Origin of the sequence: Mesorhizobium loti, from assembly GCA_014189435.1 — a bacterium.
In the GTDB taxonomy this organism is placed as follows: domain Bacteria; phylum Pseudomonadota; class Alphaproteobacteria; order Rhizobiales; family Rhizobiaceae; genus Mesorhizobium; species Mesorhizobium loti_G.
Map to the genome: position 1 here is coordinate 5,313,875 of CP050293.1, position 22,708 is coordinate 5,336,582.

At 62.7% G+C, this 22,708-nt stretch carries 19 protein-coding genes, 1 other RNA gene and 1 pseudogene; 9 read left to right on the top strand and 12 right to left on the bottom strand.

Going from position 1 to position 22,708, the window contains the following annotated elements:
• Nucleotides 1–7: 7 nt before the first annotated feature.
• The 10 genes from HB777_25460 to ffs form a co-directional block, all read right to left on the bottom strand.
• Nucleotides 8–934, bottom strand: coding sequence for an ABC transporter permease (locus HB777_25460; GenBank protein QND66933.1), 927 nt, complete (start codon nucleotides 932–934; stop codon nucleotides 8–10).
• A 196-nt stretch (nucleotides 935–1,130) separates the two neighbouring features.
• A complete protein-coding gene (locus HB777_25465; protein ID QND66934.1) occupies nucleotides 1,131–2,198 on the bottom strand; it encodes an ABC transporter permease in 1,068 nt (355 codons plus the stop codon).
• An 18-nt stretch (nucleotides 2,199–2,216) separates the two neighbouring features.
• The gene (locus HB777_25470) at nucleotides 2,217–3,860 is read right to left on the bottom strand and encodes an ABC transporter substrate-binding protein (GenBank protein QND66935.1); all 1,644 of its coding nucleotides are present in this window, start codon (nucleotides 3,858–3,860) and stop codon (nucleotides 2,217–2,219) included.
• 262 nt (nucleotides 3,861–4,122) lie between these two features.
• On the bottom strand, nucleotides 4,123–5,400 hold the full coding sequence (locus HB777_25475) for a lytic murein transglycosylase (protein QND66936.1): 1,278 nt from the start codon (nucleotides 5,398–5,400) through the stop codon (nucleotides 4,123–4,125).
• Between the two features lie 175 nt (nucleotides 5,401–5,575).
• Nucleotides 5,576–6,181 (bottom strand): recombination protein RecR, encoded by a 606-nt coding sequence (gene recR / locus HB777_25480; GenBank protein ID QND66937.1) that lies wholly within the window; start codon nucleotides 6,179–6,181, stop codon nucleotides 5,576–5,578.
• Between the two features lie 98 nt (nucleotides 6,182–6,279).
• On the bottom strand, nucleotides 6,280–7,212 hold the full coding sequence (locus HB777_25485; protein ID QND66938.1) for a cell wall hydrolase: 933 nt from the start codon (nucleotides 7,210–7,212) through the stop codon (nucleotides 6,280–6,282).
• A 229-nt stretch (nucleotides 7,213–7,441) separates the two neighbouring features.
• On the bottom strand, nucleotides 7,442–7,849 hold the full coding sequence (locus tag HB777_25490) for a hypothetical protein (protein QND66939.1): 408 nt from the start codon (nucleotides 7,847–7,849) through the stop codon (nucleotides 7,442–7,444).
• A 15-nt stretch (nucleotides 7,850–7,864) separates the two neighbouring features.
• Nucleotides 7,865–8,188 (bottom strand): YbaB/EbfC family nucleoid-associated protein, encoded by a 324-nt coding sequence (locus HB777_25495; GenBank protein QND66940.1) that lies wholly within the window; start codon nucleotides 8,186–8,188, stop codon nucleotides 7,865–7,867.
• A 30-nt stretch (nucleotides 8,189–8,218) separates the two neighbouring features.
• A complete protein-coding gene (locus HB777_25500; GenBank protein ID QND66941.1) occupies nucleotides 8,219–10,036 on the bottom strand; it encodes a DNA polymerase III subunit gamma/tau in 1,818 nt (605 codons plus the stop codon).
• A gap of 205 nt (nucleotides 10,037–10,241) precedes the next feature.
• An RNA gene (gene ffs / locus HB777_25505) (signal recognition particle sRNA small type) lies at nucleotides 10,242–10,338 on the bottom strand.
• 172 nt (nucleotides 10,339–10,510) lie between these two features.
• Here ffs and HB777_25510 point away from each other — a divergent pair.
• Genes HB777_25510 through HB777_25520 form a run of 3 tightly spaced genes read left to right on the top strand, consistent with a single transcriptional unit; the run spans nucleotide 10,511 to nucleotide 12,259 of the window.
• Entirely contained in the window at nucleotides 10,511–10,930 is a 420-nt protein-coding gene (locus tag HB777_25510) for an HIT domain-containing protein (protein ID QND66942.1), read from the top strand.
• Between the two features lie 41 nt (nucleotides 10,931–10,971).
• On the top strand, nucleotides 10,972–11,916 hold the full coding sequence (nudC, locus tag HB777_25515; GenBank protein QND66943.1) for an NAD(+) diphosphatase: 945 nt from the start codon (nucleotides 10,972–10,974) through the stop codon (nucleotides 11,914–11,916).
• 37 nt (nucleotides 11,917–11,953) lie between these two features.
• On the top strand, nucleotides 11,954–12,259 hold the full coding sequence (locus HB777_25520; protein QND66944.1) for a Dabb family protein: 306 nt from the start codon (nucleotides 11,954–11,956) through the stop codon (nucleotides 12,257–12,259).
• Here HB777_25520 and HB777_25525 read toward each other — a convergent pair.
• Together HB777_25525 and HB777_25530 are read right to left on the bottom strand one after the other, a co-directional pair.
• Nucleotides 12,256–13,119 carry a prephenate dehydratase gene (locus HB777_25525; GenBank protein ID QND66945.1) on the bottom strand — a complete coding sequence of 288 codons (864 nt, stop codon included), beginning with the start codon at nucleotides 13,117–13,119 and terminating at the stop codon, nucleotides 12,256–12,258. The two genes, HB777_25520 and HB777_25525, sit on opposite strands and share 4 nt — an antisense overlap.
• 30 nt (nucleotides 13,120–13,149) lie before the next feature.
• Nucleotides 13,150–13,878 (bottom strand): 3-deoxy-manno-octulosonate cytidylyltransferase, encoded by a 729-nt coding sequence (locus HB777_25530; protein QND66946.1) that lies wholly within the window; start codon nucleotides 13,876–13,878, stop codon nucleotides 13,150–13,152.
• Between the two features lie 194 nt (nucleotides 13,879–14,072).
• Here HB777_25530 and HB777_25535 point away from each other — a divergent pair.
• The 6 genes and pseudogenes from HB777_25535 to HB777_25560 all read left to right on the top strand — a co-directional run bounded on the left by HB777_25535 (nucleotide 14,073) and on the right by HB777_25560 (nucleotide 22,691).
• Nucleotides 14,073–14,745: pseudogene (locus HB777_25535) on the top strand (cytochrome c family protein).
• A 156-nt stretch (nucleotides 14,746–14,901) separates the two neighbouring features.
• On the top strand, nucleotides 14,902–16,779 hold the full coding sequence (locus HB777_25540; GenBank protein QND66947.1) for an ABC transporter substrate-binding protein: 1,878 nt from the start codon (nucleotides 14,902–14,904) through the stop codon (nucleotides 16,777–16,779).
• Entirely contained in the window at nucleotides 16,779–18,647 is a 1,869-nt protein-coding gene (locus tag HB777_25545) for an ABC transporter substrate-binding protein (protein ID QND66948.1), read from the top strand. Before HB777_25540 ends, HB777_25545 begins: the two co-directional genes overlap by 1 nt.
• Before the next feature lie 173 nt (nucleotides 18,648–18,820).
• On the top strand, nucleotides 18,821–19,918 hold the full coding sequence (locus HB777_25550) for a microcin C ABC transporter permease YejB (protein ID QND66949.1): 1,098 nt from the start codon (nucleotides 18,821–18,823) through the stop codon (nucleotides 19,916–19,918).
• Nucleotides 19,918–21,063, top strand: coding sequence for an ABC transporter permease (locus HB777_25555; GenBank protein ID QND66950.1), 1,146 nt, complete (start codon nucleotides 19,918–19,920; stop codon nucleotides 21,061–21,063). Before HB777_25550 ends, HB777_25555 begins: the two co-directional genes overlap by 1 nt.
• Nucleotides 21,060–22,691, top strand: coding sequence for an ABC transporter ATP-binding protein (locus HB777_25560; GenBank protein ID QND66951.1), 1,632 nt, complete (start codon nucleotides 21,060–21,062; stop codon nucleotides 22,689–22,691). Before HB777_25555 ends, HB777_25560 begins: the two co-directional genes overlap by 4 nt.
• Nucleotides 22,692–22,708 lie beyond the last annotated feature (17 nt).

Sequence of the window (22,708 nt, forward strand, 5' to 3'; positions counted from 1 at the left end):
TCGCCACTCATTGGTCACCACTGCGGGGATCGAGCGCGTCGCGCAGGCCATCGCCGAGCAGGTTGAAGCCGAGGCTGACGATGAGGATGGCGAAGCCCGGCGCACCGGCCACCCACCACTGATCGAGCACGAAGCGGCGGCCCGAAGCGATCATCGTACCCCATTCCGGCAGCGGCGGCTGTGCGCCAAGGCCGAGGAAACCGAGCCCGGCGGCGGTCAGGATGATGCCTGCCATGTCGAGCGTCACCCGGATGATCAGCGAGGAGATGCAGAGCGGCATGATGTGGCGCAGCACGATGCGGAAGGGCGAAGCGCCCATCAGTTGCACCGCCTTGATGTAATCGGAATTGCGCACCGTCAGCGTCTCTGCCCGCGCGATGCGGGCGTAAGGCGGCCAGGAGGTGATGGCGATGGCCAGCACCGCATTCTCGATGCCGGGCCCGAGTGCGGCGACGAAGGCGAGCGCCAGGATCAGCTTGGGAAAGGCGAGGAAGATGTCGGTGATGCGCATCAGGACGGCGTCGGTCCAGCCGCCGGCATAGCCGGCAACGGTGCCGACCAGAAGGCCGATGGGTGCGGCGATGATGGCAACCAGGATGACCACATAGAGCGTCCAGCGCGAGCCGTAGAGGATGCGCGAAAGGATATCACGGCCGAGATCGTCGGTGCCGAACCAGTGCTCGGCGCTCGGCGCCAGCAGGCGCGACCCCTTGAGGTCGCCGAATGTCGGCGAATAGGGCGCCAGCACCCCGGCAAGGGCGGCAACGACCAGCAGGGCAATGATGATGAGCAGGCCGAGAAAAGCCAGCCGATTGGCGGAAAAGCGCCGCCACGCCACATAGGCGCGGCCGAGCCTTGCCTGCATGCGCGAGGCCGGCCGCTCGCTGAGCAGCCAATCGCGACGGGAGAGAGGGCGGGCGTCGGAGGCGGTCATGACGATGCCTCCTGGAGCTGTCGACCCCCACTCCGGTCTGCTTCGCAGACCACCTCTCCCCCGCTCGACGGGGGAGAGGAAAGGCGCCAAGCGTGCGCCCGGCTTTTCCTCTCCCCCGGGCAGGGGGAGAGGTGGCCCGAAGGGCCGGAGTGGGGGTGATTGGCCGCAGCTGGGCCCGAAAGTAGGATACCTCTGTTCATCTTACCTTCGTCCTCGGATCGAGCACCCGGTAGAGCAGGTCGGAGAGCAGGTTGATGGCGATGAACACCGAACCGATGACGATGGTGCCGCCGAGCACGGCGTTCATGTCGGCGTTCTGCAGCGAGTTGGTGATGTAGAGGCCGATGCCGGGCCACGAGAAGACGGTCTCGGTGAGCACCGAACCTTCGAGCAGCCCGGCATAGGAAAGCGCGATCACCGTCACCATCGGCACCGCGGCATTGCGCAGCGCGTGGCCCCAGATGATGCGGGTTTCCGACAGGCCCTTGGCGCGCGCCGCGACGATGTATTCCTGCGACAATTCGTTGAGCATGAACGAGCGCGTCATGCGGCTGATATAGGCGAGCGAGAAATAGCCGAGCAGCGAGGCCGGCAAGATGATGTGGCGGAAGGCGTCGTAGAAAACATCCCACTGCCCCTGCCACAGGGAATCCAGGAGGTAGAAGCCGGTGATCGGCGTGAAGGTGTATTCGTAGACGACGTCGAGCCGGGCCGGAAAAGCGACCCATTGAAGCTTGGCGTAGAACAGCACCAGCGCCAGCAGGCCAAGCCAGAAGATCGGCACGGAGTAGCCGATCAGGCCGATGACGCGCACGATCTGATCGATGAGGCTGCCGCGCCTGACCGCGGCCAGCACGCCAAGCGGCACGCCGAACAGCGCACCGATCAGCGTTCCCAGCGTCGCCAGCTCCGTGGTTGCCGGCAGCGCGCGGCGAATGTCGGTCATGACCGGATTGGTGGTCAGCACCGAGACGCCGAAATTGCCGTTCAGGGCATTTTTCACATAGATGTAGAACTGCTCGACCAGCGGCAAATCGAGGCCCATCTCGCGGCGCGTACGCTCGACGACATTGGCCGGCGCCCGGTCGCCAAGCACCGCCAGCACCGGGTCGATCGGGATGACGCGGCCGATGAAGAAGGTCACCGCGAGCAGACCAAGATAGGTCGTGATCGCGATGACCAGGAAACGGCCAAGCGAAGATGCGATAGCAACGGCACGGGCGCTGCCGCGCCCCGCCGCCACTTCTTTTTCAACCGCGCTCATGCGGCGTGTCCGCGAACACTATTCCTTGGACACCGGCCCGACGAAATTGCTGTCGAAGCTCGGGCCGAGCGCAAAACCCTTGAGGTTCTTGCGCAGGCCGGCGACTTCCAGCTGCTGGTGGATGACGACGAAGGGGCTGGTGTCGAGGATCTTCTTCTCAAGGTCCTTGTACATATCGGCGCGCTTGCCCGCATCCTTTTCGAGCAGCGCCCCTTCCGTCTGTTTGGTCAGATCCGGAATGTCCCAGGCGTTGCGCCAGGCCAGCGTCTTGGTCTTGGCTGCATCCGAATTGTCCGGGTTCGAGGCAAAAGTCTGGGCGTTGGAGTTCGGATCGAAATAGTCCTGACCCCACTGGCCGATATAGATATCGTGATTGCGGGCACGATACTTGGTCAGCGTCTGCTTGCCGTCGCCGGGGATGATCTCGAGCTTGATACCGGCCTGGCCGAGCGTCTGCTGGATCGATTCGGCCATGCCGGTCGTCGGCTGGCCGGTGCGTACGTCCATGGTTACGCTGAAGCCGTCGGCCAGACCAGCCTTGGCCAGCAATTCCTTGGCCTTGGCGACGTCGAGCTTGAAGGGATTTTCGTCGAGTTCCCCGAGCACGCCCTTGGGCAGGAAGGTCTGGTGGATTTCGCCGATGCCCTTGAGGATGGTCGAGCTCAAGGCATCATAGTCGACCAGATACTTGAACGCCTGGCGCACCTCCGGCTTGGCGAGGTTCGCGTTCTTCTGGTTGAGGCTGATGTAATAGACCGTGCCCTTCGGCGCGCTCGTGGTGGTGAGGTCGGCATTCTTGGCGATGGCGTCGAGGTCGTTCGGCTCGAGATTGCGGGCAACGTCGATGTCGCCGGCCTCGAGCGCCAGACGCTGGCCCGAGCTTTCCTTCATGTTGCGGTAGATGACGCGGGCAAGCTTGGCCTTTTCGCCGTAGTAGTTGTCGTTGCGCTCGAGAACGACGGCCTCGTTGGCCCGCCATTCGCGCAGCTTGAAGACACCTGAACCGGCATAGCCGGTCTTCAGCCAGGCATTGCCGAAATCATTGTCCCATTTGTAGTCGGCACTTGGCGTTACCGCCGCGATATGTTCCTTGACCACCTTGGCGTCGACCACCGAAGCGACCGTTGCCGACAGGCAGTTCAGCACGAAGCTCGGCGCATAGGCCTTGTCGACGGTGAACTGGAAAGTGCCGTCGTCGACCGCCTTGGCCTTTTCGGTGACGTTGTCGCCGCTGATGCCGAACTGGCCGATGATGAAGGCCGGGCTCTTGTCCAGCTTGATGACGCGCTCGAACGACCAGGCGACGTCGGCCGCGGTGACCGGATTGCCGGAAGCGAATTTGAGGCCGGGCTTGAGCTTGAAGGTGTAGGTCAGGCCGTCGTCGGAGACGGTCCAGCTTTCGGCGAGGTCGCCCTTGACCTTGGAGGTGTCGCTGAGATCGAGACGGACCAGCAGATCATAAGTGTTGCCGGTGACCTCGGCGGTCGACAGCTCGAACGCCTCGCCCGGATCCATGGAGATGATGTCGTCGATCGCGAACCCTTCGACCAGCGTGTCGGCGGGCGTGACCGCGCCGGCTGGCGCGCCGGCCAGGAGCAGCGCGGACATGGCTGCACCCGCGAGCAAGATGCGGGAGCGTAGAGCAAACTTTTCCATCATCATTGTGATTGTTCCCTGTTTTGTTGTTTGTTGACCTGAGTTCCCGGCTCAGGGTTGCGGATTTTTTTTCGGGGCCTGGAGACGGCCTCTCTGATCTCTTACCGTTGCGGTTTTTGTCCAGTTGGTCAACACCATATCCGGCGGCCCCGTGGCGGGCAACGAGCATTTATACGACGGCTCATTGGGCCAGAAAGGCCGGTGGGGTGTCGACGCATAGGCTAGCCAATCGAGGCGGCCGATCGAGAAAAATCTACTAATTCCAGAGCTATTTCAGCACTGCGACCAGGTCGGCGTCAGGGAAGCAGGTGGCGGCGCGGCCGTTCTTGGCTTGCCATGTGCCGATCGAACGGCGGGTCTTGAAGCCGGGCAGGCCATCGGCGCTGCCGACATCATAGCCCTTGGCTTCCAGCGCGCGTTGCAGGGCGGCGATGTCAGAGCGGTGCAGCCCGCCGACCGCGCCCCAGCTGCCGGCAAAATTCTGATCGCCATGGGCGATGCGATCGGCGCCATGGCCGATGAACAGCGCGTAGAGGTCGCTGGTGTTGTATTCCTTCAGCACGTAGAAATTCGGCGTGGCGATAAAGGCCGGGCCGCTGCGCCCTGCCGGCATCAGCAGAAATCCCTCGGCCTTCAGCTCACTCGCCGGAAACGGTTTGCCGCCAACACGGCTGATGCCCATTGCCGCCCACTCGGAGATCTTCTTGCCCTGGTCAGGACCTTCCAACGAACACGAGACCGTCTCCGGCACGGTCACCTCGAAACCCCAGCCACGGCCCTTCACCCAGCCATAGTGGACGAGATAGTTGGCGATCGAGGCCAGCACGTCCGGCGTCGAGTTCCAGATGTCGACGCGGCCGTCGCCATCGAAATCGACGGCATGTTTCAGGAACGAGGTCGGCATGAATTGCGGCTGGCCGAGCGCGCCGGCCCAGGACGATTTCATCGCGCCGACCGGGGCCAGTCCGCGCTCGACGATTTCGAGTGCGGCCAGGAGTTCGGTGCGGAAGAAGTCCTTCTTGGTCGACATGAACGCCTTGGTGCCCAGCACTTCGAAGGCGTCGTAGGGCATCTTCGCCGCGCCGAAGCCGGTCTCGCGACCCCAGATCGCCAGCAGCACTTCGCCCGGCACGCCATAACGCTTTTCGATGGCCGCAAGTGTCCTGGCATTGGCGGCTTCGCGTGCCCGCCCGCCAGATGTCACCGCGCCAACCGTCTTCTCGGCGAAATAGGCGCCGGGCGAACCGAATTCGGCCTGGTGCTGCTTCTGCGGCGTGGTCGCCTTCTCGCCCGGCTTGACCAGGTCGGGCAGCTTCAGATTGGGCTTGATGCCATCGAAGGCGGCATCGAAGGTTTTTTTGGAAATGCCTTTCGCCTTGGCTTGCGGCCAGAGATCGCTTTGCAGCCAGGCGCGGAACTGGTCGTCGATCTTTGCGGCGGAGGCCGAGGGGAGAATGAAGAGACTAGTCAGCACGGCCAGAAGAAATGCAGAGATGAGATTGCGAAGGTTGCGTTCCGTGGCGCCCCCCTCTGTCCTGCCGGACATCTCCCCTTCAAGGGGGAGATCAGCCGCTTCGACCGCGGCGCCAAACCAGCAACTTTGAAAATTCGCGAAAACAGGTGTGACGGCCAATCTCCCCCCTTGAAGGGGAGATGTCCGGCAGGACAGAGGGGGGCGCCAAGGAATGCAGTCATCTCCGCAAGCATCCCCGCCAATTGCGTCAAAACGCCGTCCGCGAGCGCAGCGCCGCAGCCAGCGTGCCCTCGTCGAGATAGTCGAGTTCGCCGCCTACCGGCACGCCATGCGCCAGCCGTGTCACCTTGATATCGAAGCCGGACAGCTGGTCGGTAAGGTAATGCGCGGTCGTCTGGCCCTCGACCGTCGCGTTGACGGCGAGGATGATCTCCTTGACCTCGCCACCGGCGACGCGGTCGACCAGCGAGCGCATGTTGAGCTGGTCGGGGCCGATGCCGTCGAGCGGCGACAGCGTGCCGCCGAGCACGTGGTAGCGCACATTCATCGCCGCCGCGCGCTCCAGCGCCCACAGGTCGGAGACGTCCTCGACGACGATGATGGTGCCGGCATCACGGCGCGGATCGGTACAGATCATGCAGGGATCGGATGTATCGACATTGCCGCAGGTCGAGCAGATGCACACCTTGTCGGCCGCCTCGGCCATGGCGGCAGCGAGCGGCGACAGCAGCTGTTCCTTCTTCTTGATCAGATGTAGGGCCGCGCGCCTGGCCGAACGGGGACCCAACCCCGGCACCTTGGCCAGGAGCTGGATCAGGCGTTCGATCTCGGGACCGGCGATTCGCTTGGACATCGCTCTGATCTAGGATTTTTCAGCGCGCTTTGAAACAGCCTGCGTCGGCACCGGATCCGCCATGTTGAATTGTCGGACCCTACGGAGTGCGGATCCGTTCAGTTGGCTTCGAGCGGCCGGCCCTGGCTGACGATCATCGCGCCGATGGCGTCGGTGTTCTCAGGCGTCGACTGGAACCCCATCGACGCCTCTTGCGGCGCGTCCTCAACCGAGGAGATGACCCTTGTCCTTGTGTTCAAGGTTCCGCCAAAACGGGCGGCATCCGGTTCCTCCATCGGCTCCTGCATCGCCACCACCATCGGCTCCGCCGAGACACGCGCGGATTTCGCGGTCGGCGCGGCGGCTGCGGTCACAAAGGTCTGTTGGGCAGGAGCGGATCGAACGGTTGCAGTCCTGGCCGGACGCACCGGCTCGGCGGACGCGACCAGCGTCACCGGTGCGGCTGGCTTCTCCGGCGCCGCCGAGGCAATGGCGACCTGCGGCTCATCCGGCAGCGGCTGCCAGTTGCGGCCGCGCTTCTCATAGAAGGCATTGCCGCCGGCAACCATGGTGTAGTGCATGTTCTTGTAGGGGAAGCGCAGCCCGGCGGTGTGGAAATACATGGTGTTCTTGAGCTTGGCCTTGCGCTCGCCCTTGAGCACGGCGTCGGCTGCTTCCTCGACATCGGGCATTGCGCGTGAATTCATCGGCCTAGTCATGACGCCGGGCGCGAACTGCCCGGGTTCGCCCACCACCTGGCAGATGGTGCTGCCGTGGTTACCGGAGCGCAGCCGGTTCATCACCACCGTGCCGACCGCGATCATGCCGTCGCGGCTTGAGCGGTTGGACTCGAAGAACATCGCCCTTTCCAGGCATTCCTTGTCCTTCGGCGTATGGCTGTAGGCCCGGGAGCTCAGGAAACTCGGCGTGATGGCGTCGGTCAGGCTGGCAACGGACATGCCGTGCGAAGTGGTCTGGCTGCAGGCAGCCAAAAACAGGGGTGAAATGACGGCGCCGAGCAACAGCGGCGTCTTCCATCGCGTGGAAATCAACAGGTAACCCTCTCACTTCGTGCCCGCCCCCAAGCTGCGGCAAGAATGAGACACTTTCGGGCAAAATGATGGCCAAAACGTTATTAACAACGTACTGTTGCCAAATTGGCACAATTTCGTGGCTTTCCAGATAGATCGAGCCATCGTTTCACAAAAGCGATGACCGCTCTCTCTTTGTTTCGCCGCAATTGCCTAGGGAAAACCGCGTCACGTTTTTCCTGGAACCGGTCTATCGCCCGGCCGCAACCGCGGCCGGCTGGCCAGGCTCAAGCTCCTCGAGCTTCTCCGAAAACAGGCCGCGCCGGAGGAACAGCGTCCGCGCGTCCCTGGCCGTCGGCGCGATCTTTGCCGGCCAGTCGCTTTCGATGAATTCGGCCTTGGTGAAGTCCGGGTTTGTCTCGCTGGCTGCTTCCAGGAATTCGGCGATCTCCAGCACGATGGCGCGCTCGTCCTTCGAAAGCGCCGACGTGCCGGCTTCGATCGACGGGCGATGGACGAAATCCTCGAACAGATTGAAGTAACCCTTGATGCCGACGAGATCGACGCCGCCGTCGCAATCGGCCAGGATTTCCAGGATCTCGTAGATCCTGTTGCGGATACGTTGCTCGATCAATCTTTCGGAGGGCTCGTCGGTCATGGAGCGCGCCGAATGCTAGAAGGGCAGCTTCATTCCCGGCGGGATCGGCAGACCGGCGGTCAGCGCCTTGGTTTTTTCCTGCATGATCTGCTCGACCTTGGTCTTGGCGTCGTTGTGGGCGGCGAGCACCAGGTCTTCGAGGATTTCGACATCGTCCTCCTTGAACAAAGACGGATCGATCTTCAGTGACTTCATCTCGAATTTTCCGGTCAGCGTCACGTTGACCAGACCGCCGCCGGCTTGGCCGGACGCTTCCAGCGTGGCGATCTCGTCCTGCATGGCCTGAAACTTGGCCTGCATTTCCTTCGCCTTGCCCATCAGGCCGAGAAGATCTTTCATGGTCGGGTCCTTTGCGGATTCGTGGCTGGGTCAGGTTTCGTCGTCGTCAGCCGGGGGCTCGACCGGGACTTCTGCCTCTGTCGTTTCGGCTTCCGGCGCGTCTGGAATGCGCACGTCGATGATCTTGGCACCGGGAAAGCGCGCCAGGATGGCGGCCACCGTCGGGTCGCTCTTGGCGTCGAGGAAGGCGTTCTCGCGCTTGGCCGATTCCATTTCGGCAAGGGTCTGGCCGCCCTCTTCCTTCGAAAGCGAGACCAGCCAGCTGCGGCCGGTCCAGGCGCGCAACTTCGTCGTCAGGTCGTTGAGCAGCATCTTGGGCGCGTCGCTGGTCAGGCCGACGTCGATACGGCCGGGCTCGATGCGCACAAGGCGGATATAGCTCTTGACCTGCACCTTGAAGGCGATGTCGCGCTGCGCATCGGCCAGGGCAATGATGTCGGCCAGCGATTTCAGCGGCGCCGATTGCGTCTCCACGACCGGTTCCGGCGGAGCGACGAAGGCAACGGGGGCGGGCGTGGCTTCGACCAGCCGCATGGTCTGTGCGCCGCCCGACCCGGCAGGCATACGCGTCTGCGTCACCGCGCTGGCGCCGCCGCCATTGCCGGACCCTGCGGGGGCGCCATTCGGGCGCGGCGCGCCATTTTGCAGCGGTGCTGCGCCCTCAAGCGATCTCAACGCCTCGTCCAGCGTCGGCAGGTCGGCGGCGTGCGCCAGCCGGATCAGCACCATTTCGGCGGCACTCACCGGCCGGTTGGAGGACTGCACCTCGGGAATGCCCTTGAGCAGCATCTGCCAGGTCCGCGACAGCACCCTGACCGACAGCGTCCTGGCGAAATCCGCGCCGCGCTGCCGCTCGTCCTCGGATAGCGAGGCATCCTCGATGGCCGTCGGCACGAAACGCAGCCGAGTGACGAGATGGTTGAATTCGGCAAGATCGGTCAGCACGGCGGCCGGATCGGCGCCGGTATCGTACTGTGCGCGGAATTCGCCAAGGGCTGCCGCCACATCGCCCTTCATGACATGTTCGAACAGGTCGACGATGCGGGCGCGGTCGGCGAGCCCCAGCATCGCCCGAACCGCATCGGCGCTGACCGAGCCGGCACCATGGGCAATCGCCTGATCGAGGATGGAGAGCGAATCGCGGGCCGAACCTTCGGCGGCGCGCGCGATCATCGCCAGCGCATCGTCGTCGACCGAAATGCCTTCCTTGGCCGATATCGAGGACAGATGCGCGACCAGCGCGCCGGCGTCGATGCGCCTCAAGTCAAAGCGCTGGCAGCGCGACAGGACGGTGATCGGAACCTTGCGGATTTCGGTGGTGGCGAAGATGAATTTGACGTGCGGCGGCGGCTCTTCCAGCGTCTTCAGCAGGCCGTTGAAGGCCTGCGTCGACAGCATGTGCACTTCGTCGATGATGTAGACCTTGTAGCGGGCCGAGACCGGCGCGTAGCGCACGCGCTCGATGATGTCCCTGATGTCGTCGATGCCGGTGTGCGAGGCGGCGTCCATCTCGATGACGTCGACATGGCGGCCTTCCATGATCGCCTGGCAATGCTCGCCGAGCACGGCAAGGTCGACCGAAGGCTGGTCGACGGTGGCGGTTTTATAGTTCAGGGCCCGCGCGAGTATGCGCGCCGTCGTGGTCTTGCCGACGCCGCGCACGCCGGTCAGCATCCAGGCCTGGGCGATGCGGCCGGTGGCAAAGGCATTGGTGAGGGTGCGCACCGTCGGCTCCTGGCCGACCAGTTCGGAGAAGTTCGAAGGACGGTACTTGCGCGCCAGAACGCGATAGGCGGCGGCCTTGCCTATCTCCAGGCTTTTTGGTCCCGAATTTCCGGCTTCGCTCATTCGCCCGTAAAGCTCCAAATGGCCGCGCCCGAAGGCGGCCGATTCCTGTTAGAGCGTTTCACCGTTTCTGGAAACGGCGAACCGCTCTATCACTTTGCTTTGACGCAATTCCGGACGGGAAACCGCTCACACTTTCCCTGGAATTGCTCCAATAGTCTCGCCCGCGCTGCAATGCGTCGTCAATGTCGCGAGAGGGGCCGATGAGGTGGGAGGCTGGAACAATGACCCGTTCCGGGCTCGTTAGGGCTGCTTCCTTCCGGACCTGACCCGGTTGGCGAGTGGATCGTCCACCACCAACCTCCCGCTTTCCATATCGGCAATTGTGCGACGAAATGCAAGTGCGCCGGAGAAATCGTAAAGATATGGAATTGGCGCACCAAACCGTGAGGCGCGCAATGATTCGCTTGCAGCCCCCTTGCCGCCGCTCTAGCGTTCCTGCGTTTGAGCAAACCAAGAAAAGCAAGGGAAACGCCGATGTTGCCGGGCCTGAAGGCCGGATTCACGCTGGACGCCCGGCTGGAGGCGGACAGCGAGCAGTTGATGTGGCTTGGGCTGTGCGAACTGCGGGTGATGAACGACCGTCGCTGGCCATGGCTGCTTCTGGTGCCGCAGCGGCCGGGCGCGGAGGAAATCCACGACATGACGCCGCTCGACCAGGCGATGCTGACCTTCGAGACCAATATGGTGGCGCAGGGACTGAAAAAAGCGACCGGCTGCACCAAGATCAACACCGGCGCGCTCGGCAACATCGTGCGCCAGCTGCACATCCATGTCATCGCGCGTTCGGAAGGCGATCCCGGCTGGCCAGGCCCAGTATGGGGGCACGGCCTGCGTGAGCCCTATCAACGTTCCGACCTGCGGCGGTTTGCCGAAACGATCAAGGCGGCGCTATAAGCGTTCCCCGTGTCCATCCCGCAACGTACGCCAGAGTCTCCATGAGCTTCCGCCTGTTTGACGCGCCTTTGCGCGAGCCGAGCCAGTTCGTCGGCTTTGCCGGCAACACCATCGACCGGCAATCCGAGAACCGCGCCGACGATTCCGTCGACAAGGCGCTCGCCGACCCGGCGACAAGGCTGCTTCTGATGAATGGCGGCCGGCTCTTTCTGAAGCTCGGGTATGGCGGTGGTCTCGACCCCTGGTTCGGCGCCGCCGAGAGCGAGCCCTTCAAGATTTCACTGGCGCAAGGCATCCTGCTCGGTTTTTCCGAACAGGGACCGGTGCTGGCGGTGCCGGCCGGCATCGACGCTGAACAATTGCCGGAGACCATCAAGGCCATCGACTACCGCTCGGTCTATATGCAAGGGCTGATCGACGAGGCGGCTGCCGGCGCGATGGCGCAAGGGGCGGCCCTGCTCGCCTGGCATGCCAGCCATCGTTTCTGCAGCAAATGCGGCACCGAATCGCAGATGCGGGCCGGCGGCTACAAGCGGCATTGCCCGAATTGCGGGACCGAGCATTTTCCACGCACCGACCCGGTGGCGATCATGCTGACGGCGACGCGGGAGAAGTGCCTGCTCGGGCGCGGCCGTCATTTCGCGCCGGGCATGTACTCCGCCCTTGCCGGCTTCATCGAGCCGGGCGAGACGATCGAAGCGGCAGTGCGCCGCGAGACACTGGAGGAGGCCGGCATCAGGCTCGGCCGCGTCGTCTACCACGCCAGCCAGCCCTGGCCGTTTCCCTATTCGCTGATGATCGGCTGCTTCGGCGAGCCGCTCAACGACGATATCCAGGCCGACCTCAACGAGCTGGAGGACTGCCGCTGGTTTGGCCGCGACGAGGTACGCCTTATGCTGGCCAGGGAGCATGCCGACAATCTGGTCACGCCACCGAAAGGCGCGATAGCGCATCACCTCATCCGCGCCTGGGTCGACTCGGAATGATGGCCGCGATTATTCAAAGACATTGCAGGAGCAGGACATGATCCGTCACACCGTCGTTTTCACGCTGAAGCATCCATCGCATTCGCTGGAGGAAAAGAGGTTCCTGGTCGATGCCAAGAAAATCCTCACCGCGATCAGGGGCGTCACGCATTTCGAGCAATTGCGGCAGATCAGCCCCAAGAACGACTATCATTTCGGCTTCTCGATGGAGTTCGCCGACCAGGCTGCCTATACCAGGTACAACGACCATCCAGACCATGTCGCCTTCGTGCGCGACCGCTGGGTGCCGGAGGTCGAGGCCTTCATGGAGATCGACTACGTGCCACTGGGCTCGGTGGTTTAGTCCGCCACTTTCCACTGCTCACGCGACGCGCTGGCCGGATAGACGCCGAGAATCCGCACTTCGCGGGAGAAGAAGCGAAGCTCGTCCAGCGCCAGCTTGACCAGCGGATCGTCGGGATGGCCCTCGATGTCGGCGTAGAACAGCGTCGCCGTGAAAGCCCCCAACTGGTAGCTCTCCAGCTTGGTCATGTTGATGCCGTTGGTGGCAAACCCGCCCATCGCCTTGTAGAGCGCGGCCGGCACGTTGCGGACGCGGAAGATGAAGGTCGTCATCATCTTGACGTCGGGTGACGGGCGCTCGGCCCATTGCTTGTTCTTGGTCAGGACGACAAAGCGGGTGACGTTAGAGTCGGTGTCCTCGACATTTTGCTCGATGATATCGAGCCCATAGAGGATCGCGGCCAGCGCCGGCGACAGCGCCGCCATGGTGCGGTCCTTGACCTCGGAGACCATCTTGGCGGCGCCAGCCGTGTCGCCGGCGACGATCGCCTTCCAGCCGTTCTTGCGGATGTATTTGCGGCACTGGCCAAGCGCGTGGATGTGGCTGTGCACCGTCTTGATCTCGTCGCGCTTGACGCCTGGCAGCACCATCAGCTGGAAATGAATGGGCAGGAAATATTCGCCGACGATGTGCAGCTTCGATTCCGGCAGCAGATGATGGATATCGGCAACGCGCCCGGCAATGGTGTTCTCGATCGGGATCATGGCGAGGTCGGCCTTGCCGGTCTCGACCGCGTTGAACGCGTCCTCGAAGGTCGGACACGGCAACGGCTCCATCGAAGGGAACATGTTGCGGCTGGCGGTGTCGGAATTGGCGCCCGGCTCGCCCTGGAAGGATATTCTGTTGGTCTTTTCAGGCATGGGCCAAAGTCTCTGCTCGAAGGGGAAGCTTCAGATTGAAAGGATGGTTCTGGCGCGTTCGAGGTCTTCCGGCGTGTCGACGCCTAGCGGCAGCGACTGGACGATCTCGGCGTCGATGCGCATGCCGGCCTCAAGCGCCCGCAACTGCTCCAGCCGCTCGCGCCGCTCAAGTGGCGACGGCTTCAGCGCGACAAAACGCTCGAGCGCTGCGCGGCGGTAAGCATAGAGACCGACATGGTGATAAAGCGGCCCCTCGCCCCAGGGTGCCGTGGCGCGGGTGAAATAGAGTGCCCTCAGCCTGGTGCCGGACAGCGGCGAACCGACGATCTTGACGACGTTGGGATTGGTCTTTTCCTCGTCGCGGACGATCTCGACACCGAGCGTAGCGATGTCCACCGCGCTGTCCTCGAACGGCCTGAGCGACGCGGCGATGATCTGGGGATCGATCGTCGGCAGGTCACCCTGCACATTCACGATGGTTTCGACGTCGCGCCCGGGATCGAGCGCGACCAGCGCTTCGTGGATGCGGTCGGAGCCGGATTCGTGATCCATGCGCGTCATCACGGCCTCGAAACCGTGCGCGCGCACCGCTTCGGCCACGCTTTGCGTGTCGGTCGCCACCACCACCCGGCCAAGGTCGGCCTCGGCGGCACGGCGCGCGACATGGACGATCATCGGGGCGCCGGCTATGTCGGCCAGCGGCTTGCCCGGCAGGCGGGTCGAAGCCATGCGGGCCGGGATCAGGATCAGCGTGGACATCTCAGGTGCAAGGCGTCTCGAAAAGAGGACAAGGAAAGTGGCAAAAGGTCTCACTGGAAGCGCCCTTATAGGTGTTGCAACGCCGCAGCAAAAGACCTAGTTTCCGCCCGATTTGACCGCCCTGGCAGGGCGGGTCACGATACCGACGGACGGAGTGGACGGTTCGGTCCGCCGGAAAAGGGAGCAAGGGGCGTATGGATTCCAACGAAGTCAACAAGCTGCTCGCCGGATTGCTCGGAACCGTTTTCGTCGTCTTCTCGGTCGGCATTGTGTCCGATGCGCTGTTTGCTTCGCCGGCGCCTGAAAAGCCCGGCTTTGCCATCGAGGCCGCCGAGCCTGCCGAGGGCGGCCCGGCCGCTCCTGCCGTCGCGGCCAAGCCGATCGCCGACCTGCTGGCGACCGCCAATGTCGAGCAAGGCGCTGCCGTCTTCAAGAAATGCCAGGCCTGCCATTCCGGCGAAAAGGGCGGCCCCAACTAAGGTCGGCCCGGATTTGTGGGATCTCATCGACCGCCCGGTCGCCGAGCATGAAGGCTTCGCCTATTCGGCAGGCATGAAGGAATTTTCCAAGGGCGGCGCCGAGAAGTGGACCTACGACAACATCAACCACTTCATCACCTCGCCGAAGAAATTCGTGAAGGGCACCGCCATGGGCTTCGCCGGCCTGCCCAAGGACGAGGACCGCGCCAACGTCATCGCCTATCTGCGCACGCTGTCCGACAGCCCCAAGCCGCTGCCGGCACCGGGTGCAGCCGCCGATTCGAGCGCGCCGGCCAAGCCTGCCGATGCAGCAGCCCCGGCCAAGCCGGCTGAAGCCGCAGCGCCCGCCAAGCCGGCCGCTCCTGCCGCCCCGGCTCCGGCTCAATAACCGGATATCATCTCGACGACCTTGAAAAAGCCGGGTTCAGCCCGGCTTTTTTGTTAGGAAAAATGCATATGCGGCGACAAAGCCGCGCATGGCGGTTTTCACGAGCGCCAAATCATCTAGATTGCCCATGAACGGGCATTGCGAAGAGGATAGTGCATGACGGTTGGCCGGACGCTTCTCAAGTCGATGCTGGCGGCAGCCCTTCTGGCGGCAGGATTGCAGGCTGCCCGCGCCGACGAATGGCGCACCACCTCATCGCTGATCGGCGAATCCAAATACGGCGACAATTTCCAGCACTACGACTACGTCAACCCGAATGCGCCCAAGGGCGGCACGCTGAATTCGGTGGTGCCAGGCACGTTCGACAGCTTCAATCCGTACATCGTCCAGGGATCCCCGGCCGCCGGCCTCGTCGGGTTCGGTGGCGGTCTGCTCTACGACACGCTGATGGAGCAGGCGACCGATGAGGGCAGCACCAGCCATCCACTGATCGCAGACGCCTACAAATATCCGGCCGATTATTCCTCCGCGACCTATCGGCTAGACCCGCGCGCCAAATGGCATGATGGCCAGCCGATCACCGTCGATGACGTGATCTGGTCGTTCCAGGTGCTCAAGGCCAACAGCCCGCAATACAGCCGCTATTTTGAGAATGTCACCGATGCGGTGGCAATCTCCGACCGGGAGGTCGAGTTCCATTTCAACCAGAAGGGCAACCGCGAACTGCCCAAGATCATCGGCGATCTTGCCGTGCTGCCGAAACATTGGTGGGAAGGCACCGATGCCAACGGCAAGAAGCGCAACGTCGCCAAGCCGACGCTGGAAATCCCGCTCGGTTCGGCGGCCTACAAGATCGCCAGTTTCAAGGCGGGCTCGGAAATCATCTGGCAACGCGTGCCGGACTACTGGGCGGCCAAGCTGCCGGTGAAGATCGGCCGCGAGAATTTCGACACGCGACGCTACACCTACATCCTCGACGACAATGCCGCCTGGCTGGCCTTCACCAAGGGCGGGCTCGAAGACATCAACCGCGAATACAGCTCGCGCAAATGGGCAACGGCCTATAATTTCCCGGCGATACAGGCTGGCGATGTCATCAAGAAGGACTTCCAGACCCAGGCGCCACAGGCAATGCAGGGCTTCGTCCTCAACCAGCGGCGGCCGCTGTTCCAGGACCGGCTGGTGCGCGAGGCGCTGACCATCCCGTTCGATTTCGAGAGCATGAACCGCACGCTGTTCTTCGGCTCCAACACCCGCACATCAAGTTATTTCCAGGGCACCGAACTGGCCTCCAGCGGGTTGCCTCAAGGCAAGGAACTGGAGATCCTGGAAAAATATCGCGACAAGCTGCCGCCCGAACTTTTCACCCAGGAATTCAAGCTGCCGGTCTACGATTCGCCGCAGGCGGAACGGAAGTACCTGAAACAGGCAGTGGATCTCTTCGCCAAGGCTGGCTGGGTGATCAAGGCCGGCAAGATGGTCAATGCCAAGACCGGTGCGCCGTTCAAGTTCGAGATCCTTGGCTGGAACGATACCGACCAGGTGATCGCCAGCCCCTATGTCGCCAATCTGCGCAAGATCGGTGTCGACGCCACTTTGCGCATCATTGACCAGACCCAGTACATCAACCGCGTCAACAATTTCGATTTCGATGTCGTCACCGGGATTCTGCAGCAGTCGGATTCGCCGGGCAACGAGCAACGCGACTTCTGGAGCTCTAAAGCCGCCGACTCGCCAGGTTCGCGCAATCTGATGGGCATCAAGGATCCGACCGTCGACGCGCTGGTCGACCGCATCATCTTCGCCACAGATCGTGACGATCTCGTTGCCGCCACCCACGCACTCGACCGCATCCTGCTGTGGAACTTCTATGTCTTGCCGCAATATTACCGCTCGGTGGTCTGGCTGGCCTATTGGGACAAGTTCAAATTCCCCGACAAGCAGCCCGCCTATGTCGGTGCCGACATCGATTCCTGGTGGATCGATCCGGACAAGGAGAAAGCCTTGGCGGCCAAGTACAAGGGCGGCAATTGATGGCGGCCCTTGCCCGCCGCGACTTCCTGGCCTTGGGCAGTGCCGTTGCTGCCGCCGCCTTGCTGCCCGGCAAAGCCTTCGCCGACACTGCGACCGGCACCAAACTGCACGGCCTCTCTGCCTTCGGCGACCTCAAATACAAACCGGACTTCACGCATTTCGACTACGTCAATCCGGACGCCCCCAAAGGCGGTCAGATGAATTTTGCGCCGCCGAACTCGACCCTCAATCAGAGCTTCCTGACCTTCAACACATTGAACTCACTGGTGCTGAAGGGGGAGGCGCCGCCGCGCACCGAACTCTGTTTCGATTCGCTGATGACAAGCGCGCTCGATGAGCCGGATGCGGTCTATGGCCTGCTTGCCGAAACCGTTACCCTGTCGCCAGACCGCAACGGTTTCCGTTTCGCACTGCGACCGCAAGCGCGTTTCCACGACGGCTCGCCCCTGACCGCGGAGGACGTTGCCTTCTCGCTGAAGCTTTACAAAGACAAGGGTCATCCGAACCTTTCCCAGGCGTTGCGGTACATGGCCGACGCGGTTGCGGTCGATCCCGCCATCCTCGATCTCACCCTCAACGGCAAACAGTCGGCGCAAAACATCCTTGCGATCGTGGGGATGCCGATCGTCTCCAAGGCCTTTTATACGGCCAATGATTTCGATGCCTCGACGATGACACCGCCGCTTGGCTCGGGACCCTACAAGATTGGGCGCGTGGCGGCCGGACAGACTGTCGAATTTGACCGCGTGGCCGACTATTGGGGCCGCGATCTCCCGGTGAACCGCGGCTTCTACAATTTCGACCGTATCCGCATCGACTTCTATCTTGATCGGCAGGCCGCCTTCGAAGCCTTCAAGAAAGGCGACACGCATTTTCGCGAGGAATTCACCTCACGGGTGTGGGCGACCGGATACGACTTTCCGGCGTTGAAGGATGGCAAGGTCGTCAAACGGGAATTTCCCGGCGAGAAGACGCCAGACATGCAAGGTGTCGCGCTGAATCAGCGTCGTCCGCAATTCCGCGACGAACGGGTGCGGCAGGCGATCGCCAATTGCTTCGATTTCGAATGGATGAAGCGGGTTCTGTTTTACGGCTCTTACGAGCGCTCTCAATCGAACTTCGAACGATCGGATTACAAGGCCGAAGGCCTGCCCTCGCCTGGCGAATTGGCCCTGCTGGAGCCGTTCCGGGCAGAGTTGCCGCCAGAGGTCTTTGGAGAAGCGGTGACGCAGCCCCTCTCCGACGGTTCGGGCCATGACCGCAAGCTGCTGGGCGAAGCTTCGAGATTGCTTGCGCAAGCCGGCTGGAAGCGCGCGGGCAGTTTCGTCGTCAACGACAAGGGTGAGCGGTTGCGGGTCGAGATGTTGGCCGAGGATGACGGCATCGTTCGCATCTACACCCCATGGTCCGAGAATATGAAGGCGATCGGGATCGACGCCTCGATCCGGCAAATCGATTCGGCGCAGTATGAGCAGCGGCACAGCGATTACGACTTCGATCTTGCCTTGCTGCATTGGTCGATCGGGGCGACGCCGACCGACGACAGCCTGCAGATGCTCTATGATTCCCGAATGGCGAAAATTCCGGGGCAGCGCAATTATCCGGGCACCGAAAGCAAGGCCATCGACGCGATGATCGTGGCGGCCGGTAAGGCGAAGAGCCGAATTGAACTCGTCACGGCGCTCAGAGCGCTCGACCGGGCCTTGCGCGCGCGACTGGACTGGATTCCAACATACTATCTGGCGAATCACCGCGTCGCCTATTGGGACATGTTCGGCTTTGTCGAGCAGAAGCCCGATTTCGGCTTTCCGGTCGAGACGCTGTGGTGGTTCGATAAGGGCAAGGCGGCAAAAATTGGCAAAGGCTGAGATGTTGCGCAGCACTTCACCCTCCCCCTGTGGGGAGGGTCGGCGAGCTCTCCGCGCGCAGCGCGGATGGCGAACCGGGGTGGGGGTGCTAGCGCCGGCATTGCCTTGAGATTACCCCCACCCCGCTCCGCTTCGCGGATCGACCCTCCCCACAAGGGGGAGGGTAAAAACTGATGGGCGCCTATATACTGCGCCGCATCCTTTTGATGATCCCGACCCTGTTCGGCATCATGGCGATATCCTTCGCCGTCATCCAGTTCGCGCCGGGCGGTCCGGTCGAGCAGGTCATCGCCAGGCTGACCAACCAGGGTGGCAGCGACCGCCTCGGCGGCGGCGGTGGCGATGCAGGCGGCAGCGCCAATTTCGACGTCGCCGGCGATGTCAGCTCGAAATATCGCGGCGCGCAGGGACTCGATCCGGAATTCATCAAGAAGCTGGAGAAGCAGTTCGGCTTCGACAAGCCGCCGCTCGAGCGTTTCGGCATGATGTTGTGGAACTATTCCCGCTTCGATTTCGGCGACAGCTATTTCCGCGACATTTCCGTGCTCGACCTGATCCTGGAAAAAATGCCGGTGTCGATCTCGATCGGGCTATGGATCACGCTTTTGTCCTACCTGATCTCGATCCCGCTCGGCATCCGCAAGGCGGTCAAGGACGGCACTCCGTTCGACGTCTGGACCAGCGGCGTCGTCATTGTCGGCTATGCCATCCCGGGCTTCCTGTTCGGCATCATGCTGATGGTTCTGTTTGCCGGTGGGTCCTTCTGGGACTGGTTTCCGTTGCGCGGCCTGACGTCGGACAATTGGGATCAATTGTCCTGGTGGGGCAAGATCGTCGACTATTTCTGGCACATGACCTTGCCGCTGACCGCTCTGGTGCTGTCGGCCTTCGCCACCACGACGCTGCTGACCAAGAACTCGTTCCTGGAAGAAATCCGCAAGCAGTATGTGGTGACGGCGCGGGCCAAGGGCCTGTCGGAACGGCAAGTGCTCTATGGCCACGTCTTCCGCAATGCCATGCTGATTGTCATCGCCGGCTTTCCCGGCGCCTTCATCTCGGCCTTCTTCACCGGCTCGCTGTTGATCGAGAACATCTTTTCCCTCGATGGCCTCGGCCTCCTCGGCTTCAGGTCGGTGGTCGAGCGCGACTATCCGGTGGTGTTCGCCAATCTCTACATCTTCTCGCTTCTCGGGCTGTTCGTCGGGCTCTTGTCCGACCTGCTCTACACCTGGGTTGATCCGCGCATCGATTTCGAGCGGAGAGACGTCTGATGTCGGAGGCTACTGCCACCGCGGAGGCGGCACCCGTGCGGATCAAGCGGCCGTTTCTGTCGCCGCTCAACAAGCGCCGCCTGCAGAACTTCAAAGCCAACCGGCGCGGCTTCTGGTCGTTGTGGATCTTCCTCGTCCTGTTCGTGCTGTCGCTGTTTGCCGAATTCATCGCCAACGACAAACCGATCATCGCGTCCTACAAGGGCGAGATCCTGTTTCCGGTGCTGGTCGCCTACCCCGAGGAAAAATTCGGCGGCTTCTATGCCGTCACCGACTATCGCGACCCGGTCATCCAGGATGAGATCAACGCCAATGGCTGGATGATCTGGCCGCCGGTGCGCTACTCCTACCAGACCGTCAACAACGCCATTCCGGAAGCAGCCCCGGCCAAGCCGTCCTGGCAGTATGACGCCAAGACGCGCTGCAACCAGTACCCGCAGGGCGCTGCCGACCCGGCCTGCATCGTCGGCAACTGGAACTGGCTCGGCACCGACGACCAGGCACGCGACGTGCTGGCGCGCGTCATCTACGGCTTCCGCATTTCGGTGCTGTTCGGCCTGATCCTGACTGCCGGCTCGGCCTTGATCGGCGTCGCGGCCGGCGCCGTGCAAGGCTATTTCGGCGGTTGGACCGATCTGCTGTTCCAGCGTTTCATCGAAATCTGGTCCGCGATCCCAGTGCTCTATCTCCTGCTCATCGTCGCCGCCATCCTGCCGCCGGGCTTCTTCATCCTGCTCGGCCTGATGCTGTTGTTCTCCTGGGTGGCGCTGGTCGGCGTGGTGCGGGCCGAGTTCCTGCGCGCCCGCAATTTCGAATATGTCAACGCGGCCCGGGCGCTCGGCGTGCCCAACCGCACCATCATGTTCCGGCACCTGTTGCCCAACGCCATGGTGGCGACCTTGACCTTCATGCCCTTTCTGCTCTCAGGCTCGATCTCGACGCTGACCTCGCTCGACTATCTCGGCTTTGGCCTGCCGCCCGGCTCCGCCTCGCTCGGCGAACTGCTCAAGCAGGCGCAGCGCAACCTCAATGCGCCTTGGCTCGGCATTTCAGGCTTCATCGTCATCTCGCTGATGCTGTCGCTGCTGGTCTTCGTCGGCGAGGCGACGCGCGATGCCTTCGATCCGCGCAAGACGTTCCGATGAGCGAGGCACCCCTGCTCAGCGTACAGGACCTCAGCGTCGCCTTCGGCCAGGGCGGCGGCCAGTCGCTGGCGGTCGACCATATATCGTTCGACATCGCAAAGGGCGAGACGGTGGCGCTGGTCGGCGAATCCGGCTCCGGCAAATCGGTCTCGGCGCTGTCGGTTTTGAAGCTGTTGCCCTATCCCAACGCCAGCCACCCCTCGGGAAAGATCCTGTTCCAGGGCGCCGACCTGCTTGCGATGAGCGAGAAGCAGCTTCGGCAGGTGCGCGGCAACAAGATCACCATGATCTTCCAGGAGCCGATGACGTCGCTCAATCCGCTGCACACGATCGAGCATCAAATCGTCGAGATCCTGAAGCTGCATCAAGGCATGGCCGACCGCCCGGCCAAGGAGCGCACGCTGGCCTTGCTCAACGAGGTCGGCATCCGCGATCCGCACAAGCGCCTCGATGCCTATCCGCACCAGCTCTCGGGCGGCCAGCGCCAGCGCGTGATGATCGCCATGGCGCTGGCCAACGAGCCTGAACTTTTGATCGCCGACGAACCGACGACGGCGCTCGACGTCACCGTGCAGGCGCAGATTCTCGAACTGCTGGCCGGCCTGAAGAGCCGCAAAGGCATGTCGATGCTGTTCATCACCCATGATCTCGGCATCGTGCGCAAGATTGCCGACCGGGTCTGCGTGATGACCAAGGGCAAGATCGTCGAGACAGGCCCAACCAAGGAGATCTTCGCCAATCCGCAGCATGCCTACACAAGGCATCTGCTGGCGGCCGAGCCGAAGGGCAAACCGCCGGCGGCCAATGCCGCGGCCAAGCCTGTCATGACCGGCAAGGACATAAAAGTCTGGTTCCCGATCAAGCAGGGCTTCTTTCGCCGCACCGTCGACAATGTGAAGGCTGTCGACGGCATCGATGTCACCGTGCGTGCCGGCCAGACGCTGGGCGTGGTCGGCGAATCCGGCTCCGGCAAGACGACGCTCGGCCTGGCGCTGGCGCGCATGATCTCGTCGACCGGGTCCATCCAGTTCAACGGCCGCGACATCAACCAGCTGTCCTTCAACGCCATGCGGCCGTTGCGGCGCGAATTGCAGATCGTCTTCCAGGATCCGTTCGGATCGCTCAGCCCGCGCATGTCGATCGCCGAGATCATCGAGGAAGGCCTGAAGATCCACGAGCCGAAACTGTCGCCCGACCAGCGCGACGACAAGGTGGCGGCCGTGCTGAAGGAAGTCGGCCTCGATCCGGCGACGCGCAACCGCTACCCACACGAGTTTTCCGGCGGCCAGCGCCAGCGCGTCGCCATTGCACGCGCCATGGTGCTCAACCCGCGCTTCGTCATGCTGGACGAGCCGACATCGGCGCTCGACATGAGCGTGCAGGCGCAGGTCGTCGACCTCCTGCGCAGCCTGCAGGCCAAGCACGACCTCGCCTATCTTTTCATCAGCCATGACCTGAAAGTCATCCGCGCGCTGGCCAACGACGTCATCGTCATGCGCAATGGCAGGATCGTCGAAGCCGGCCCTTCCCAGCAGATTTTTGAAAATCCGCAAACCGACTATACTCGGGCGCTGATCTCGGCCGCCTTCAAGATAGAGACGGCGCCGGTCGGGATCGTCAGCGAGTGATTTGCGTAGAGAGGGAC

What these genes read in the sequence shown, in the direction of transcription:
- HB777_25460 (QND66933.1), bottom strand. Translation starts at nt 934, where the DNA reads ATGACCGCCTCCGACGCCCGCCCTCTCTCCCGTCGCGATTGGCTGCTC.
- HB777_25465 (QND66934.1), bottom strand. Translation starts at nt 2,198, where the DNA reads ATGAGCGCGGTTGAAAAAGAAGTGGCGGCGGGGCGCGGCAGCGCCCGT.
- HB777_25470 (QND66935.1), bottom strand. Translation starts at nt 3,860, where the DNA reads ATGATGATGGAAAAGTTTGCTCTACGCTCCCGCATCTTGCTCGCGGGT.
- HB777_25475 (QND66936.1), bottom strand. Translation starts at nt 5,400, where the DNA reads ATGTCCGGCAGGACAGAGGGGGGCGCCACGGAACGCAACCTTCGCAAT.
- recR (QND66937.1), bottom strand. Translation starts at nt 6,181, where the DNA reads ATGTCCAAGCGAATCGCCGGTCCCGAGATCGAACGCCTGATCCAGCTC.
- HB777_25490 (QND66939.1), bottom strand. Translation starts at nt 7,849, where the DNA reads ATGACCGACGAGCCCTCCGAAAGATTGATCGAGCAACGTATCCGCAAC.
- HB777_25495 (QND66940.1), bottom strand. Translation starts at nt 8,188, where the DNA reads ATGAAAGATCTTCTCGGCCTGATGGGCAAGGCGAAGGAAATGCAGGCC.
- HB777_25500 (QND66941.1), bottom strand. Translation starts at nt 10,036, where the DNA reads ATGAGCGAAGCCGGAAATTCGGGACCAAAAAGCCTGGAGATAGGCAAG.
- HB777_25510 (QND66942.1), top strand. Translation starts at nt 10,511, where the DNA reads ATGTTGCCGGGCCTGAAGGCCGGATTCACGCTGGACGCCCGGCTGGAG.
- nudC (QND66943.1), top strand. Translation starts at nt 10,972, where the DNA reads ATGAGCTTCCGCCTGTTTGACGCGCCTTTGCGCGAGCCGAGCCAGTTC.
- HB777_25520 (QND66944.1), top strand. Translation starts at nt 11,954, where the DNA reads ATGATCCGTCACACCGTCGTTTTCACGCTGAAGCATCCATCGCATTCG.
- HB777_25525 (QND66945.1), bottom strand. Translation starts at nt 13,119, where the DNA reads ATGCCTGAAAAGACCAACAGAATATCCTTCCAGGGCGAGCCGGGCGCC.
- HB777_25530 (QND66946.1), bottom strand. Translation starts at nt 13,878, where the DNA reads ATGTCCACGCTGATCCTGATCCCGGCCCGCATGGCTTCGACCCGCCTG.
- HB777_25540 (QND66947.1), top strand. Translation starts at nt 14,902, where the DNA reads ATGACGGTTGGCCGGACGCTTCTCAAGTCGATGCTGGCGGCAGCCCTT.
- HB777_25545 (QND66948.1), top strand. Translation starts at nt 16,779, where the DNA reads ATGGCGGCCCTTGCCCGCCGCGACTTCCTGGCCTTGGGCAGTGCCGTT.
- HB777_25550 (QND66949.1), top strand. Translation starts at nt 18,821, where the DNA reads ATGGGCGCCTATATACTGCGCCGCATCCTTTTGATGATCCCGACCCTG.
- HB777_25555 (QND66950.1), top strand. Translation starts at nt 19,918, where the DNA reads ATGTCGGAGGCTACTGCCACCGCGGAGGCGGCACCCGTGCGGATCAAG.
- HB777_25560 (QND66951.1), top strand. Translation starts at nt 21,060, where the DNA reads ATGAGCGAGGCACCCCTGCTCAGCGTACAGGACCTCAGCGTCGCCTTC.